Origin of the sequence: Schlesneria paludicola DSM 18645 (genome assembly GCF_000255655.1) — a bacterium.
Classification (GTDB): domain Bacteria; phylum Planctomycetota; class Planctomycetia; order Planctomycetales; family Planctomycetaceae; genus Schlesneria; species Schlesneria paludicola.
Genome location: NZ_JH636438.1, coordinates 183752 through 199884 on the forward strand (window position 1 = coordinate 183752; position 16133 = coordinate 199884).

The 16133-nt window shown below is 55.7% G+C and carries 11 protein-coding genes; 7 read left to right on the top strand and 4 right to left on the bottom strand.

Annotated features, from left to right (window positions below):
- The first annotated feature begins 153 nt into the window (after window positions 1–153).
- From OSO_RS0140680 to OSO_RS49270, 3 genes are all read left to right on the top strand, one after another.
- Window positions 154–510, top strand: a complete 357-nt coding sequence (locus OSO_RS0140680) for a PadR family transcriptional regulator (protein WP_010588427.1) — start codon at window positions 154–156, stop codon at window positions 508–510.
- Window positions 488–1255, top strand: coding sequence for a hypothetical protein (locus tag OSO_RS0140685; RefSeq protein WP_010588428.1), 768 nt, complete (start codon window positions 488–490; stop codon window positions 1253–1255). The genes OSO_RS0140680 and OSO_RS0140685 overlap by 23 nt, the downstream gene beginning before the upstream one ends.
- An 89-nt stretch (window positions 1256–1344) precedes the next feature.
- Window positions 1345–2088 carry a hypothetical protein gene (locus tag OSO_RS49270; RefSeq protein ID WP_010588429.1) on the top strand — a complete coding sequence of 248 codons (744 nt, stop codon included), beginning with the start codon at window positions 1345–1347 and terminating at the stop codon, window positions 2086–2088.
- A gap of 138 nt (window positions 2089–2226) precedes the next feature.
- On the opposite strand, the gene OSO_RS0140695 is transcribed toward OSO_RS49270, so the two are convergent.
- Window positions 2227–2943, bottom strand: a complete 717-nt coding sequence (locus tag OSO_RS0140695; protein ID WP_010588430.1) for a hypothetical protein — start codon at window positions 2941–2943, stop codon at window positions 2227–2229.
- Between the two features lie 170 nt (window positions 2944–3113).
- On the bottom strand, window positions 3114–3896 hold the full coding sequence (locus tag OSO_RS0140700) for a glycosyltransferase family 2 protein (protein ID WP_010588431.1): 783 nt from the start codon (window positions 3894–3896) through the stop codon (window positions 3114–3116).
- 537 nt (window positions 3897–4433) lie between these two features.
- Here OSO_RS0140700 and OSO_RS47100 point away from each other — a divergent pair.
- The 4 genes from OSO_RS47100 to OSO_RS0140725 all read left to right on the top strand — a co-directional run bounded on the left by OSO_RS47100 (window position 4434) and on the right by OSO_RS0140725 (window position 13901).
- On the top strand, window positions 4434–7619 hold the full coding sequence (locus OSO_RS47100) for a PSD1 and planctomycete cytochrome C domain-containing protein (protein ID WP_010588433.1): 3186 nt from the start codon (window positions 4434–4436) through the stop codon (window positions 7617–7619).
- Window positions 7620–7688: 69 nt separating this feature from the next.
- Window positions 7689–9152, top strand: a complete 1464-nt coding sequence (locus OSO_RS0140715) for a DUF1501 domain-containing protein (protein WP_010588434.1) — start codon at window positions 7689–7691, stop codon at window positions 9150–9152.
- A 335-nt stretch (window positions 9153–9487) separates the two neighbouring features.
- Window positions 9488–12091, top strand: coding sequence for a hypothetical protein (locus OSO_RS0140720; protein ID WP_237729405.1), 2604 nt, complete (start codon window positions 9488–9490; stop codon window positions 12089–12091).
- Between the two features lie 64 nt (window positions 12092–12155).
- A complete protein-coding gene (locus tag OSO_RS0140725; protein WP_237729406.1) occupies window positions 12156–13901 on the top strand; it encodes a HEAT repeat domain-containing protein in 1746 nt (581 codons plus the stop codon).
- Between the two features lie 187 nt (window positions 13902–14088).
- Here OSO_RS0140725 and OSO_RS0140730 read toward each other — a convergent pair whose 3' ends face one another.
- The gene (locus tag OSO_RS0140730; RefSeq protein WP_010588437.1) at window positions 14089–14538 is read right to left on the bottom strand and encodes a hypothetical protein; all 450 of its coding nucleotides are present in this window, start codon (window positions 14536–14538) and stop codon (window positions 14089–14091) included.
- Window positions 14539–14706: 168 nt separating this feature from the next.
- Window positions 14707–15795, bottom strand: a complete 1089-nt coding sequence (locus OSO_RS0140735; RefSeq protein WP_010588438.1) for a DUF1559 domain-containing protein — start codon at window positions 15793–15795, stop codon at window positions 14707–14709.
- Between the last annotated feature and the right edge of the window lie 338 nt (window positions 15796–16133).

The window sequence follows — 16133 nt, forward strand, 5'->3', positions numbered from 1 at the left end:
CGCTCGGAACTGGTTCGTACTCGTCGCTGAACGGCTTAAGCAGGCCGTGCTGTTAGGTATCGCAATCCAGAAAAAAGAATGGCGGGGTGCTTTCGTCATGTCAGACATGCCGCCTTGACGATACCTGACTATTCGAGGTATAAGGCGGCGATCATGGCGAAGAAAACAAATCCCGATTTTCTGAACGGTGTCCCGGAGCTGCTGATTCTGCAGTTACTCGATCGACGATCGATGCACGGCTACGACTTGGTGCAGGCGATTCGTGAAGCGTCGGACAGGAAGCTGGACTTTGGGGAAGGTTGCGTCTATCCGGTCTTGCACAGGATGGAGGAACAGAAGCTTCTCGCAAGCAAGCGTGAACTCGTGGGAGGCCGGAATCGGATCGTCTATCGCTTGACCAAACTGGGGCAGCAGAAACTTGCGGACTCACGGGCGACCTGGCAGCACGTGGTCACGGCGGTGAATGCGGTCTTGCAAGGAGGCGTCCATGGCGAACCAGGAATGGCGTGATCGATTGCATGAAGAATTGAACAAACGGAAGCTGCCACCTTCGTATTCGGCACGTCTGATAGAAGAGTTTACTGACCATCTGACGGATCTTCAGGAAGTGAGTCCCAATATGGAGGCTGTCAAATCCGCAGAAGCAAAGTTGGGCACACCTGAGTCGCTGGCCGCCGCAGCAGAAAGAGAATATCTGAAGCGAACCTTTTCCGGCCGTCATCCGATTCTCACATTTCTTTTCCTGCCGATTCCTGTCGTGGCCATTACGTCAGTCGTCATGATCTATTTGCTGTTTCGATGCCAGTATGAATTCACGCCCACGTATCCAGCACATCTGGAGAAGCCAACGATGTTTGAATGGTTCATGGCGTACGGCTGCATGTATTTCAGTCGTTTCTTGCCCTTCGCGGTGACGGCGTTGCTGTTCATGAGCGTCGGGAGAAGAGCGCGTCGCCCTGGATGGGGGGTGTTGGCCTGCGTCCTTGTTGCCGGATTCGCCTTCTTGTTTCATGTCATGGTTGTGATGCCGAATGAACAACATAACCTTGTCGTGGCACTCACATTCGGTCCCCAAGACAGTGAAGGCTTGTTGTTTTGGCTTGTTAATAGTGTCGAGAGGGACAGCGACAGATTGATCCAAGCCATCGTTCCAATTGCGATTGGCGTGTGTGGGTTTATCCGCTTGCCTCGTTCCATTTGGCTTCGATTGGACAATGTCATATCTCCGATGGGGCCAGCCACAACGTCATTGTAAATCCACGGGGCGCACCTGCTCTCGGCAAGTGCCTGACCCCGGGCCGCTGTCAGACGTCGGCGTCAGCACTGTGCAGCAAGGAGGCGTCCATGGCGAACCAGGAATGGCGTGATCGGCTTTGGATGGAACTGTCTCAGCGAAACTTGCCAGCGTTCTACGCAGCGCGTCTTTTCGAGGAATTGACGGACCACTTTACAGACATCGAACAGGAGGATTTGAGCATGGATGCTCTGACATCTGCCGAAGAACGGTTGGGCGCACCCGCCTTGTTGGCGCAGGCGGCTGAAAAAGAATATCGGAAGCGAACGTTTGCAGGGCGTCATCCGGTTCTGATGTTCGCGCTGTTGCCGCTCCCGGCCGTCACCGTGACCTGGATCGCGACGATGATCGTGTGTGGTTTGGGCAAATCGCTCGTCACACCGCTGCTGCCCGTCAAGTGCGATCCACCGACTCTGTTTGAATGGGGTGTCGCGTACGCCTCGATGTACGTCGTTCGATTTCTGCCATTCCTCTTGATGGCGTGGCTGTTTACGAGTCTCGGACGACGTGCCAATCGTCGAGGGTGGTCTCTGTTGGCTTGCGGCTTCGTGGCGGTCTTTGCTTTGTTTGTCCATATTCATCTTCGTGAACCGGATGACCAGTACAATCTGATGGTCTGCTGCGGGCCCGAGTTTGGGTTTCAGGTATGGCCGGCTCGGCTACTACAGGCCGGGGTTCCACTTGCCGTCGGTTTATGGGGCTGGCACCAGGCGGCCCGATCACGTACGAGTGCGCAGGGCGGCGACTCGAATGGGTTTCGACCGCCGCCACGACCGCTTCCAAGCCGGGCGTAACGCACGGCGCGCGTCAGGTTGATCGTGATTGAGACCTGGCGCTTGGGCGCATCATCGTCGCGAAGCCTCGCGTGTCGTTTTGGACCATGCCAATCGGGACAGACACGCGGGTTTCACGATGTTTTGATTGGCTCTTCGTTACGTTCTCGCTTGCACGATCTTGACGGGGTTCCCAGAGGCATTGATCGTGACGGTCACGTTGACCTGTCCGACGGTCCAGTTGGCTCGGCTCTCAATCGTTGAGTTGTCCGGGAAGAGCGTTTGCAGGTGTAAGCGAGTGCCCATGACGTCGAGTACGGCGTGGACGGACGCCAGGTCGACGGCCTTTACGACAGATGTGACGACTTTCGCTGTTTTCACTTTCACCTTGCGCGTGATCGATTCTCCTTTGCCGTTAGTGAACGTCTTATCCACCATGTCTTCGCGTGCGGGTGTCACCAACCAGTTGCTCAGATTCATATTCACGTCGGCCAGTCCGCCGAAAAGTTTGGCCAGCTTCTTGAGGTTCAAGTAATGGATCTCGACCCGTTTCACGCCGCCGTCCAACGCTCCCAATGCTTCCTGTCCCACGTCGGAGTTGAGGAGTTCGCACAAAAGAATCGTCATGTCTCCCTTACCGAGCCAGCCACTGTTGGCGGTACCGGGACTCTCCTTGAACCGATCTCGGAAGCCGTCTTTCGAAATTCCAACGCTCTGGCGATCGAGCGTCACATTGTTCCACAGAACGGCCCCGGGAGATCCTTTCATGAGGTGTTCGGCGATGGCATGTGCCGCTTTGCCGCTGACTCCGAGTTTGCCCTCGGATTGATTGATGAGCTTGATTGTGTCGGAAGGGTAGTATTCGCGTCGGAACATAGATTTTTCCCGATGACAGAGTCCAGGGAGGTCAATTCCTACGCAGTGTGTAGTGATACGCGATCAAGGTCAAGTCTCGGCGCAGTGTGATCACTGACTCACAATCGCTAAGACGAGCCCCTAGATTGTGTCTGCAGCACACATACACAGACACTAGAAATCAATGCCTCTCAATTCGGACAACACGCCAGTGGTCGATGGCCGGATGCCGGTGTCGATTCGCACTTCTTGGTCTGGGCGAGTTGCAGAGATGACATTTCCCTGTCGAGGACTTCCTGGTAATAGGCCAGTCGCTTGGCGGCGATGTCTAACGAACCGCCGAATGAGCGTTCTTCTTCCAGATAGATCAGCGGAACGGGGAATTCGACGATTTTCATTTTCTGGGCTGCGGCCTGCACCCACAGTTGCAGCGGCATGGCGTAACCGAGTTCCGTAATCCGCAGCCGCGCCAGACAATCGACGCGATACGCTTTGAATCCGCAGAAGGCGTCCGTCAGGTTCAGGGAGAACTGGTGATTCAGCCATTCCGTGATTTGCAGATTGATGCGCCGTCGTTCGATCGGCGGTTCACTGGCGCCCGGAAAGACTTTCAGATAGCGACTTCCCGAGATGATATCGGCGGGATGATCGGGGCAATCGTAGACTGCAGCCGCCATCTCGGGGATCAGTGCTGGCTGGTGCTGGCCGTCACAATCGATCGTGACCAGCACGTCGTATTGTCCTGCCAGGGCGTAGGTGAATGCGGTGCGAAGGCCGGCACCGTAACCCTGGTTTTGCTCGTGACGGACAATGTGAATTCCAGGGATTGTCTTCAGCAGTTCCGCAGTTCCATCGCTTGAACCGTCGTCAACGACAAGAATCTCGTCCGAGTACTTCTTCACTTCGGCAATGACGTCAACGACGTGACGTTCTTCATTGAAGACTGGCAATGCCGTTAATACACGCAGGGACATAGGGCGACTCCCGTCACTAAAAATTCAGGTCTCCGTACCGCTTCCCTGCACAACGGCGGGATTATTCTAGACCGCGCTCAGACACTGTCAACGAGTTCTCTGGTGCGAATTCGCAGTGTGCGCACGCGATTCTGATAGCTGGCCGTCAGAGGGGTTGCAATTTGCCAATGCCGCAGAGGCGTAATACTTCCCGTACGAAGACTGTCCAAGTGTTTACACAATCGCCAATTGTCGCTTCGGTTACCTGAATGCGAGAATCTTCTGCATGTGACGATCATTGTGGTTTGGAGGGGATTTCCGTTTCCCACTTGCTTTGACCGCTTGATTTGCCGAAGATATCAATCACTGCCGATGCACCGCTGAATGACTGTTGAGCACGCGACTGGTGATCAACCGCTTGCCCTCTGAAAACAAGCCGAGATTCGATGAACGGCCCTGCCTGATTGCTGACAACGCCTGCTGACCGCGCTTGCCAAGACATCCTCGACGTTTGACTCCCGCCCGATTGGTGCCCGCCACTTACTCGCCGAGTGCCGTATGATTGCAAACCGATTCACGCTGAGACCATTTCTCTCACGCGCTTTCCTGGGTCTGGCTCTCTTCGGAAGTCTTGACCGCGTCGTGGTTCAGGCCGAGTCGAATCCGAGTTCCAGTTTGGCGTCAGACGTCCTGACGTTCGAAGCGGATATTCGGCCCATCCTGAAAGCCTACTGCCTGGACTGCCATGGCGGGGCCGAGAAGCCATCAGGGGGATTGGATCTGCGGTTGCGCCGTTTCATGGCGGCCGGGGGCGATAGTGGCGCCTCGATCCAGCCGGGAGCTCCTGCCGACAGCGTTCTGATTCGCCGGATGATCGATGGCGAAATGCCACCGGGGGAAAAGAAAGTTCCGGCCGAAAAGATTCGGATGATTGAACGCTGGATCGCCGCCGGAGCACCGACCGCCAAAGACGAGCCGTTGACGATTGATCCAGGGATCGGGATCACCAACGAAGAACGCGCGTATTGGGCCTTCCAGCCGATTCGCCGTCCTGATGTTCCCATCGTAAAAGCCGCGGACCGCGTCCGGACTCCAGTCGACGCGTTTGTGCTCGCCAAGCTTGAAGGTGCCGGGCTGACCATCAACGCCGATGCTGACCGCTTCACGCTGCTCAAGCGAGCCTACTTCGATCTGATCGGATTGCCACCCTCGCCCGCGGAAACACAAGCGTATTTGAATGACCAATCGCCCAACGCCTACGAAGCCATGATCGATCGATTGCTCGAATCGAAACACTATGGCGAGCGATGGGGCCGGCATTGGCTGGATGTTGCCGGGTATGCCGACTCGGAAGGCGATGGCAACGTCGATACCGTTCGGCCTTACATCTATAAGTATCGCGATTATGTGATCCGGTCGTTGAATGCCGACAAACCACTCAATCAGTTTTTGATCGAGCAACTGGCCGGTGATGAATTGACCAAGCCACCATATAAGGACATGAGTCCCGAAACGACGGAGCTTTTGATTGCGACCGGCTTCCTGCGCATGGCGGCGGACCCAACGGCCAGTGGTCAAGGCGATCCCGAGACCTCGCGCAATCTCGTCGTGGCTGACACCATCAAGATCGTTTCATCGTCTCTGTTAGGACTGAGCGTCGGTTGCGCGCAATGCCATGACCATCGCTACGATCCCATCCCACAGGCCGACTACTATCGGATGCGGGCGGTGTTTGAACCGGCTCTAAATGTGAAGTCTTGGGTGATTCCTCGCGATCGCGTGATCTCGTTGTACACGGAAGCACAGCGGGCGAAAGCGACGGAAGTGGAAGCCGAAGCGGGCAAGCTGCAAGCGGCCTACAACGAGAAGCAGGCCAAACTTGTAGAAGAAGCGTTTGAGAAGGCGCTCGAAAAGTTTCCTGAAGATCAACGGGGAACGTTGCGGACGGCCTTCAAAACGCCGGACGACAAGAAGACAGATGAGCAGAAGCAACTGGTCGCGACGAACCCGGGCCTCAAAGTGGATCCAGGCGTGCTTTACCAGTTCAACGATGCTGCCGCGAAGGAACTGACCAAGGATATGGCCGTCATTCAGGCCAAACGCGGTGAAAAGCCGGTCGAAGATTTTATCAGTGTGCTAGCGGAGCCTGCAGGCGAACCACCGGTCACGTCGATCTTTCATCGTGGCGATCATCGGGAACCAACGACTCCGGTGAAGCCCGGTGATCTGACGATTGCCTCGCCGCCTGGGCAGCGGTTTGAGATTCCCAATCACGACGCGACGCTGCCCTCAACCGGGCGCCGACTGGCGTGGGCGAAGCATCTTGTCGACGGACAACATCCCCTGTTGGGGCGAGTGCTGGCCAATCGCATCTGGTTGCACCACTTTGGTCGTGGAATCGTCGATACGCCTGGTGAATTTGGAATTCTTGGAACGCGTCCGACACACCCTGAACTGCTCGACTGGCTCGCTGCGGAATTGCCTCAGCAGGGCTGGAGCATGAAGCGGATGCATAAATTGCTGATGGTGTCCTCGGTCTATCGCCAGTCGTCCCAGCGATCGGATGCGGCGATGGTTGATTCGGATGGATCGCTCTATTCGCGATTCAGCGTCAGGCGGCTTGAAGCGGAAATCGTTCGCGATCGCATGCTGGCCACGTGCGCTCGCCTGGACCGCACGCAGTTTGGTCCGCCCGTGGAAGTGATCGAAGACTTTGCGGGGCAGGTGCACGTCAAAGACGACTCCGCGCGTCGTAGCGTCTACATCCAGTCGCGTCGCAGCAAACCGGTCTCATTGCTGACCGCGTTCGATGCCCCGGTGATGGCCGTGAATTGCGATCGACGGACGACAAGCACCGTTGCGCCGCAATCGCTGATGTTGATGAATGGAGATTTCACGCTGAAGCAAGCCGAGCATCTGGCGAAACGGTTGAGGGCCGAGACAAATGACCTGGATCGTGACATGACACAGGCGTTCAATAGCCGGTTCCCGAGCTCGCAGATGGCCTGGCAGTATGGTTATGGAAGCGTCGAACGACCATCGGCGGACGCAAACCTGACACAGGTCGTCACCCGTTTTCAGCCGCTGGGTCATTGGACGGGGACGACGTGGCAAGCCAGTGCGTCGCTACCCGACGCCGGTGCCGGATGGGCGCTGTTGCATGCGGCGGGTGGCCATCCGGGCGACGACCAGCAGCGTGCGGTCATTCGTCGGTGGGTCGCTTCCAAGCCGGGAACGATCGTCATGACGGGTGCATTGAATCACCTGTCAGAGAATGGCGACGGAGTTCGGTCGCGCGTGATCTTGAGCCGTGGGGGTCAGCTTGGTGAATGGACATCGAAGAAGAATCGTATCGAAACAAACATTGCCAAGATCGAAGTTCAGCCGGGCGACACGCTCGACTTCGTGACCGATTGCCTGGAAAACGTGACCAGCGATTCTTTCGAGTGGATTGTGTCGCTGCGATCAGTGAATGACCAAGGGCAGGAACTGGAACGCTGGGACTCGGCCGGAAACTTCCATGGACCGTTGACGACAACCGTTCCCGAGCAAATTGCGTTTGCCTGGCGATTGGCCTATTGCCGACCAATTACCGTTGAAGAGTTGGAGATCGCTTGCCAGTTCTTCGATCAGCAGACGCGTACGCTTCGATCTGTGGGCGCCCCCGGCGATCACGATCTGATTTCGCTGTCGAGCTTGTGTCAGCAGATCATGAGCAGCAATGAGTTTTTGTACCTCGACTGAATTTGTCGCGGGCCTGTGTTTGTCACCGGATTAAGCTCGACGAGATTCAACTCAAAGAGATTGAACGCAATGAATCATCCAGATCTCTCTTGCGATGGCTGTCACTCTCGACGTCAGTTTCTGGCGACGAACGCGTTTGGTATTGGCAGCTTTGCCCTGGCGTCGCTGCTGAAGGAAGAAGGGCTGCTGGCCGCTCCTCCGGGCAAGCCGAAGGATCTGCAGTCGAACGATCTCAAATGGCGTCAGCCGCAGTTCGCGCCGCGTGCCAACGCGATGATCTCGATGTTCATGCATGGCGGTCCGTCACACATGGACCTGCTTGATCCGAAGCCTGAACTGACGAAGCATCACGGCCAGGATTATAACGGCGAAGTGGTCTTCAGCTTTGTGAACCGGGCCAGCAAGAAGCTGTTCGGCAGTCCGTGGAAATTCTCGGCCCATGGTGAATGTGGGACCGAAGTCTCGGAACTGTTGCCGCACACCGCCGGAATCGTCGACGACATTTGCGTGATTCGATCGATGCACACGGGGCACAATGGCCACGAAGTGTCGATTCGTTATTTTCATAGCGGCATTCCGGCGGTCACCGGTCGCCCGACGCTGGGAAGCTGGATCGTTTACGGTTTGGGAAGTGAGAATCAAAACCTTCCAGCCTATCTGGTCTTGGCCGATCCAGGGGGGCATCCTGTCGATGGAACGGTCAACTGGTCGAGTGGATTCATGCCGCCGCTGTTCCAAGGTACGGTGCTTCGGGCCGAGGAACCGCGCATCTTCAATCTGGATGCTCCACCTCACCTGCGTGGTCCCTTGCAGAAGCAGAATCTGGATCTGCTGGCACGGCTGAATCAGCGGCATCTGGATCGGCACCCGGGTGAATCCGATCTTGAAGCACGTATTGCCAGTTATGAGTTGGCCGCGGCCATGCAATCATCGGCGAAAGAAGCTCTCGATATTTCTCAGGAACCCGAACATATCCATAAACTGTACGGTCTCGATCAGCCGCATTCGCGCGAGTACGGAACGCGGTGCTTGATCGCGCGTCGATTGGTAGAGCGTGGCGTGCGGTTCGTGCAACTCTTCCTGGGTGGGCAACCCTGGGACAACCATACGGGGATTCGGACAGGGTTGCCGGACATCTGTAAAAAGACCGATCAGCCGGCTGCCGCGTTGGTCACGGATTTGAAGCAGCGCGGGATGCTGGATTCGACGATCGTCCACTGGGGTGGTGAGATTGGCCGGTTGCCGGTCAGCGAAGGTGATCTGACGGAAAATGGCGGCCGCGATCACAATGGACAGGGATTCTCGATCTGGATGGCGGGTGGCGGTTTTAAGCCGGGGATGACGTATGGAGAAACCGACGAAGTCGGCCATCGTGCCGCCGTGAATGTTGTCACACCGAATGATTTCCAGGCAACAATCTTGCGGCAACTGGGGATTGATCACTCGAAACTGTTGTACCAGTTCAATGGTCGCGAACAGCAGATCACCGACGGTCGTACTGCACGCGTGGTTTCTGAAATCGTAAACAGCTAAGGGGCGGCAACGAGCAGCCGTCGTGCAAATGGCTGCTTGGAAACCAGTCTTGTCGGTGCCGAAAATGTGACTCTCGTTTGTTGACTTAGAAACGTTGTTGTTTCGAGCAATGACGAGTGCCGAGCCGACGTTGGACGATTCTAACAATCTTCGTATTGAACGGAGAGTAGCATCGCGTTCGCGCACAGAGTACGTTAGCGACTTCAGTTACGAGTAATTCATCGCACGTCGTTGCGAATCTCGTTCTGTCGGGGCGATCTGACAATTCAAGCTCGCAAGTCGTGAACATGTTATTCGGAATGTCTCGCAGACCATGCTGGCATCGACTGTTTGACGTGTTATTGCTCTTGGTCCTGATCTTGGACTGTGGTCAGCTTGTCTACGGTCAAGGCATCGCGACATCCGGCACGAGTTCTACCGTTCACGAGGCGAACTCGAAGTCCAAGTTTCGATTGAACGTTGTTTGGAATTCGAGGTTTGGGAATTTTACGTACGTCCCCGAGAAGTGGGCGGACCTTCATCTGGCGGTGCAAAATTCCGTCGACGCGTCTCGAGAGTTGTTGTGTGCAACCTATTTCGATGACGACCCGACACTGCAGTTTGGACGTGACGTGTGGTTGCCTGCACGTTCCAAGCTGCGGATCACGCATCCGGTTCTGATTCCCAAATACAGTGAATCGAAGGGACGCGCGATCAATCTGCATTCCCTCGTGATTGAGAAATCGTCAGGAGAAGAGATTCTCGTCAAAAGCGAGTCGGGGCAACTGCTTCACGAAACGTCGATGTTGGTGACTCATTCGCGACGAAATACGGCCGTCATTGCCGGGTCACGCGCAAGCGAATGGGTACCTTCGGATGTCATGAATCTGATCGTCGCGTGCCGCGTCGACCAACGATTGAACAACAAAGTCACCATACTTGGCGATCAATTTCTGCCCTCGGATGAAGCGGGGCTGAGTCGTCTTGATCACATCGTGATTGCCGAAGATCGATTGGCGGATGACTTTGCCGCAATGTCGGCTCTGCGCGATTGGGTCAGTGCGGGTGGTCACCTGTGGGTGATGGTCGATCGAGTGAAACCGTTATTCCTCGAGCGGTTGTTTGGGGATGATTTCACAAGCGGCATCATTGACCGGGTGGGCCTGACCACGGTTCGGATGGATCGACCGGCGATGTTGATTGATCCTGTTGAAATCGAAGGTGAAACTGTCGAGCATGAGGAACCGGTCGAACTGGTGCGGATGATTCCTTCGAATATGGAGGTGTCATACACTGTGAACGGCTGGCCTGCAGCCATGTCTCGCTCGTATGGCGAGGGGCGGATCATGCTGACGACTCTGGGGGCATCGGGGTGGATGAAACCCCGAAAAAGCGATCCTGAAAAAAAGGACTCTGCAAAAGCCGTTGACCCGATGATGATTTCCGACTTCGTAGCAGGGCCCGAGATGATGAATCTGAGTTCGGAATTCTTTCGAATTCCCGCTGCAGAACTCTTGTCCCCAAGCGATCTCGAGCCTCAGGTGCGAGAATACATCGGATATCACATCCCCTCATTCTCGTTGATTGTCGGTCTATTGACGTGCTTTCTCGTGTCGCAGGTCGCCCTGGGTGTCTGGTTGATGCGAACCGAACGGCTCGAACACCTGGGCTGGATCGGTACTTCGTTCGCGGTTGCGATCAGTCTTGTCTTGTTGTTGATCGGCATCTCCTATCGTCACGGTGTGCCGGGGACGATTGCCTCGATTCAAATGGCACAAGCGATCCCGGGAACTGACGAAGTCCGCAGCCAGGGTTGCATTGCCGTCTATCATCCCGAGGGAAGTGCGTCTGAAATCCAGACGACTTGCGGCGGCCTGATGTTTCCCGACATGTCCGGACTTGAGAATGCCACGCGCAGGATGGTCACAACAGATCTGGGCGCCTGGCGCTGGGAAAATCTGGTCCAGTCCGCGGGGTTACGAGTGTACTCGTTTGCTCGGGCCGAGACCGTTGTTGCTCGAATCGAGGCGGTGGCGACGCTGGACGCCAATGGCATCTCGGGGCGGTACTCGGGACGTCTGCCACCCGGGGATGATTCCGTTCTTGCGACACGATTCGGCCGGTTAGGCGTGACGCTGAAAGGCGATGGCACGTTTGCCGCCCGTGCTGACAGCGCATTTGAGGCGTCGCAATACTTGAGCGCAAGGTTGCTGAGCGATGAGCAAATTCGCCGCCGCCGGACGCTCGAGACACTTTTCAAAAGTCATAAAGAGAAAGGGTTTGCTCTACGTCCGCAACTCTTGTTCTGGTCGGAGAAATGGGAGCATGGGTTCCACTTTGGAGACGACTTGAAGCCACAGGGCAGCACATTGATCTCGGTTCCGCTCGTGATTCAGCGGCCCGCAAATGGAACAGAGATCCTGATTCCCCCTGCTCTCCTGGCGTATCGAAATCGCATCAATCCCGATGGTTCGAAAGGTTCTTCAATTTGGGATGAATTTCGAGAGAAGTGGCTGGAACGTTCGACACCCGGGGTGACGTGGCTTAGCTTTCAGGTTCCCAGGGAATTGCTTCCGATTGTCGCCAGGCGCGCACGTCTTTCGATCATGGTCACGGGGCCAGTCGGGCGCATTGAGATCCTGGGGTTACGGCGCCACGACGTCGTTTCTCTTCACACCGTCGTCGATCCTGTTGGAACGGTGCAAATCGAGCTGGATGATATCAGTGCCCTTTCCATTTCCGATGATGGGCAGTTGTCGCTGGGGTTGCAGATGGGTGATTCGTCACGCCCCGGACTGACCATGACCGTGGCCGGTACGGCAACGCAGTCTGGTGCTGAGGCACAAGCGTCGTCGGCCGTCACCAATGTCAACGCGGGCACGAAAGTGAACTATTGGAAGATTGAATCCCTTACCTTACAGCTTTGGGCGAAAACGACGGAACCGATTGCGAATGACTGAAGCCATGTCTTTGAATTCACGCGCGATTGCACTCGGTGACACGTCTTCGATGCGACGAAGTCGAATGCCGCGTTTCCGTCTCGTATGTTGCATCATCTCTCTGTTCGCTGGCGTCAGCATTCTGAACGCGGCGATTGAACCCGATTTCCTGATGGATTCTGATCCCGGATTTCGCGATCCGGATCGCCTGAAGAAGTTCAGTCCGCGTTTGAAAACACTGTGGATTGAAGCACTGAATCGTCCTGAAACCGACATGCAGCGGATGGCCGCCGAAACGATTTCCCTTGCGCATCAACATGGTATTCCTGATCTGATCGAGTCCGTGCCAATCCTGGAAAGTATGCTGATCGCGGACCAGACCCATCCCGCGACGCGATTCGCGGCGGCACGCGCTCTGATCGTGCTGGAATCACGCCCTTCCGCCGAGAAACTCTTGCACGCATCACAGTTGTTTGGGGCTGACCTTCGGCATCTGATTGAGCCTGTGATGGCAAAATGGGACGTGATTTCCGCACGAGAAATCTGGATCAAGCGATTGGAATCGGCGGAAACTCGGCCGCGTGATCTGCTGCTCGCCGTTCGTGGCCTGGGTGAGGTTCGTGAAGCCAAGGTTCTGCCAGTCCTATTGGCGATGGCGCTTGATCTCGTGAGGGGCCCGGAAGTTCGTTTGGCGGCAGCAGCGGCGGCGGGCCAATTGACCGAAACCGGTCTCGAGGCGGACGCCAGACGCCTTGTTGATGAAACGCGAACATCGCCAACATTGAATCGACTTTGTGCCATTCGTCTGCTCGATCGTCACAACAGCGAATCCGCCAGACAGCTCTTGATTGAACTCGTGGCGGCGGACAAGCAACCTGTCATTGTCACGCCGGCACTGGAGCGATTGAATGCCATCGACTCGCGATTGGTGTTGCCACTGGCCGCGAACGCGATGAAAAATGCCGATCAGCGCGTTCGTGAGCAAGGCGCCCTCGCATACATGCGATATCCCACCGTCGAGCGGATCGAGTCATTGAGCCAGCGCTTGAGCGATCCGCATCCTCAAATTCGGGCGAACGTTAGCGAGAACCTGGTTCGTCTGTCGCAGAATCCCGAGCTGAATGAAACCATCCGTGCCCGCGCAATGGAAGTGCTTGCTGGCGAGACGTGGCAGGGACAAGAACAGGCCTGCCTGTTGCTGGGGTCTCTTCAGCACAAACCCGCCTCCAAACGACTGATTGAACTGCTCGAGTCGTCGCGCCCCGAAGTGATGATCGCTTCTGCGTGGGCGCTTCGGAAGGTCGCTGACGTCGAATCGATTCCGGCCATTATCGACAAGATTCGTCGGCAGACGGAGGTCCGCTTGAAACGGTTTCATCCTCCGATTGATCCGCAGGTGGCTCACCTGTTTGAAGCGTGTGCCGTGATGCGTGCGGCCGAGGTCACCCCGATGATCATTCGATACGTCCCCAAGAATTCCAGTATGGGTGAGCGTTCACGCTCGGCGGCCATTTGGGCGATCGGCGTGTTGCTGAATGGCAATCCCAACGAGACCGCGGCAGACGCGCTCATGAAGCGGATCGAAGATGATTCACCGCCAGATGAAAGTGTGCTTGTCAAGCAGCATTGCGTCATTGCATTGGCGAGAATGAAGGCGATCGAACATGCCCCTGCATTACGGCAATCGATTGCGACGAACGTCCCGCCGACGGCGATGGGTTTGGCGAAGCGATGGGCGATCAAAGAGCTGACGGGCGAAGTGCTACCAGAACCGATTCCGATGCTGGCAGATCAAGGTGAATGGTTTCTGGAGCCCGTCCTCGAAGACTGAATCGAGCGGGGCGGGTGCCAGAGCGACGAACGCGTGCGATTTGGCCGCCCGTTGGAACGCAGGGGACAGCCCGCATTTTAAGCGGCGATGCGTTGCTGATGACAACGCTCCATGCCTTGTCGCACGTCGCATGTGATGAAAGTGCGTGGGTCCCCAACCCGCGAATGGTTACGGTTTCGCCAAATTGCTACTTGCCAGCGCCCGTGGTCGACAACGCGATGACACCCATATCGATCGGAGTTCCTTGAATCACCGTCACTTTGTGCTTGGATTTCTTAGGATCGCTATACGCACCCTTTAACTGATCTTTCTTGGTGGGATTCAGTGAGATCGCCTCTTCCCAGACAAAGGTCAGTACATAGTCTCCGTCGGGCAGGCCATCCTCGGCTACGTATGTCGACACCGCGAAGGCTCCCTTTTCGTTGGTTGTAGCCAAAGCTGGACGCGCGATGTCTGACGACGAACCATCTGCGATGAACTTCACGCTTACGTTCAATGCGGGCTTTCCATCGACTTCCACAATCCCTTTCACGGGTGTGGTTTTGAGGCGTGCTTCTCCACGCGGCGCTTCGGGACGGCAACCACAGCACAACACGGCGATCAGGATTGCCGCCCAGCATCGAGATTGAGACATCATTGATCGCCTTCAAGCAGGTGTATTTACCGACTGGGGTGTCTCATCACTGGGATGTCACAACACAGTGTTGTGACATCGACATTGAAAACACAAACAGATGCGAGCCCTTTGGAACGCATCTGTTTGTGGATCGCACTCGATCAATCCAGTTGGATTGACGCCGTGTTCTTAGAATTCACCTGTAATGTCGCCTGCACTTGCGGTCACAAGTGACACAAGCGTGACACCGCTCATGTTCTGATTCAGAAAACGAACACTTCCATCGCAGAGTGCCACATGTGCGCCACCAGTATGAAACGCGTACAAGCCCGCAGAATACTGTGTCGGATCAGGAGCGATGACGCGCGCATTCGAGCAGTTGATCGCACAGGGGCCCGCCGCTCCTGTGCCGTCCACAAGGCGTCCTGAAAGCTTCCACTGTCCGTTATTTCCATCGATCCACGCACCACCACCTTCGAAGACGTTAAAACCTGCCTCATCTGCGAGCGGGCTTCCCGTGGGGGTGATTGGCTTACCGAGACGATAAAGCACGTTTCGGCCCGCAAGTTCGCCAATCATGGTCGTGTTCGACAATCCATCGGTAATGTCCCCGATGCGGCCATTGATCGGCACATTGTTGGTTCCGCTGCCGGCCAAGAAGGTGTTTCCACCCACCCCCCAGCCATTCAGAGTCGAGTAGGTGCCTGGCGGGCTTTTGTATGCAAAATCCTGAAAAGTCCCCATGACTTGATTCGTGGAGATGTAATCGATCGCACCTGCGTTTGTCAGCCCCGTCGCCGCAGTGACGTGGAGTGCGGCATTGAATGTGGGGTCAACTGTGTAAGTGATTGTGTTGGACGCTCGTGGCGTCGATGGACAGAGGAAGCTTGTGATGACGACTCGGCCCGCCGCAGCATTGGCAGGATCAAATGCCGACAAATTGAAATTGTAGAGATTGTAGGCGTTTGCCTGGTCAATATATGGCAGGATTGCCAATGACCAACAGTTGCTCGTGAGCAATCCACCATATCCTGCAGAACCAGCTCCAAGAGTAATCCAAGTGGGAATCGGGTATCGAGAGTAAGTACTCTCGTAATTGGCCATCCCCAATCCCATTTGTTTGAGATTGTTCTTACACTGCGTCCGACGCGCGGCTTCACGAGCTTGTTGAACGGCAGGTAATAGAAGCGCGATGAGTACGGCGATAATGGCAATCACCACCAGCAACTCAATCAACGTAAATCCGCGCGTGCGCGGCGTGACAGCCTGTCTCGTCATGGGTTTGTCTCCAGAAGAAAACCGCGAAACAACGGAAAACCAAATCTGAATAAGAGTTGGGGTCGTCAAAAGCGGAACCGGACGCTACGCAAAAATCACGCAGACTGAAGACATATCGAGGTACAAAAGAGAGGGAACTTAAGACGTTATAGTCTTAATGAGATTCCCGCGCCAAGGAAAAAGAATGAAATCTGAAAAGGATAGCGCGTGAGAACTTACACGTTTGTCATTTCAACTAGGACTGACACGCTTTGATGAAATGTATGAGCTGTTACCTTTCTCACATGTATCAGGTTTCAGACAAATTCAGCACAATGTGAAAATGTGAAGCCTGAATT

Bases quoted from the DNA above. Each gene is read 5' to 3' on its own strand.
- OSO_RS0140680 (WP_010588427.1), top strand. From the start codon at position 154: ATGGCGAAGAAAACAAATCCCGATTTTCTGAACGGTGTCCCGGAGCTG.
- OSO_RS0140685 (WP_010588428.1), top strand. From the start codon at position 488: ATGGCGAACCAGGAATGGCGTGATCGATTGCATGAAGAATTGAACAAA.
- OSO_RS49270 (WP_010588429.1), top strand. From the start codon at position 1,345: ATGGCGAACCAGGAATGGCGTGATCGGCTTTGGATGGAACTGTCTCAG.
- OSO_RS0140695 (WP_010588430.1), bottom strand. From the start codon at position 2,943: ATGTTCCGACGCGAATACTACCCTTCCGACACAATCAAGCTCATCAAT.
- OSO_RS0140700 (WP_010588431.1), bottom strand. From the start codon at position 3,896: ATGTCCCTGCGTGTATTAACGGCATTGCCAGTCTTCAATGAAGAACGT.
- OSO_RS47100 (WP_010588433.1), top strand. From the start codon at position 4,434: ATGATTGCAAACCGATTCACGCTGAGACCATTTCTCTCACGCGCTTTC.
- OSO_RS0140715 (WP_010588434.1), top strand. From the start codon at position 7,689: ATGAATCATCCAGATCTCTCTTGCGATGGCTGTCACTCTCGACGTCAG.
- OSO_RS0140725 (WP_237729406.1), top strand. From the start codon at position 12,156: ATGCCGCGTTTCCGTCTCGTATGTTGCATCATCTCTCTGTTCGCTGGC.
- OSO_RS0140730 (WP_010588437.1), bottom strand. From the start codon at position 14,538: ATGATGTCTCAATCTCGATGCTGGGCGGCAATCCTGATCGCCGTGTTG.
- OSO_RS0140735 (WP_010588438.1), bottom strand. From the start codon at position 15,795: ATGACGAGACAGGCTGTCACGCCGCGCACGCGCGGATTTACGTTGATT.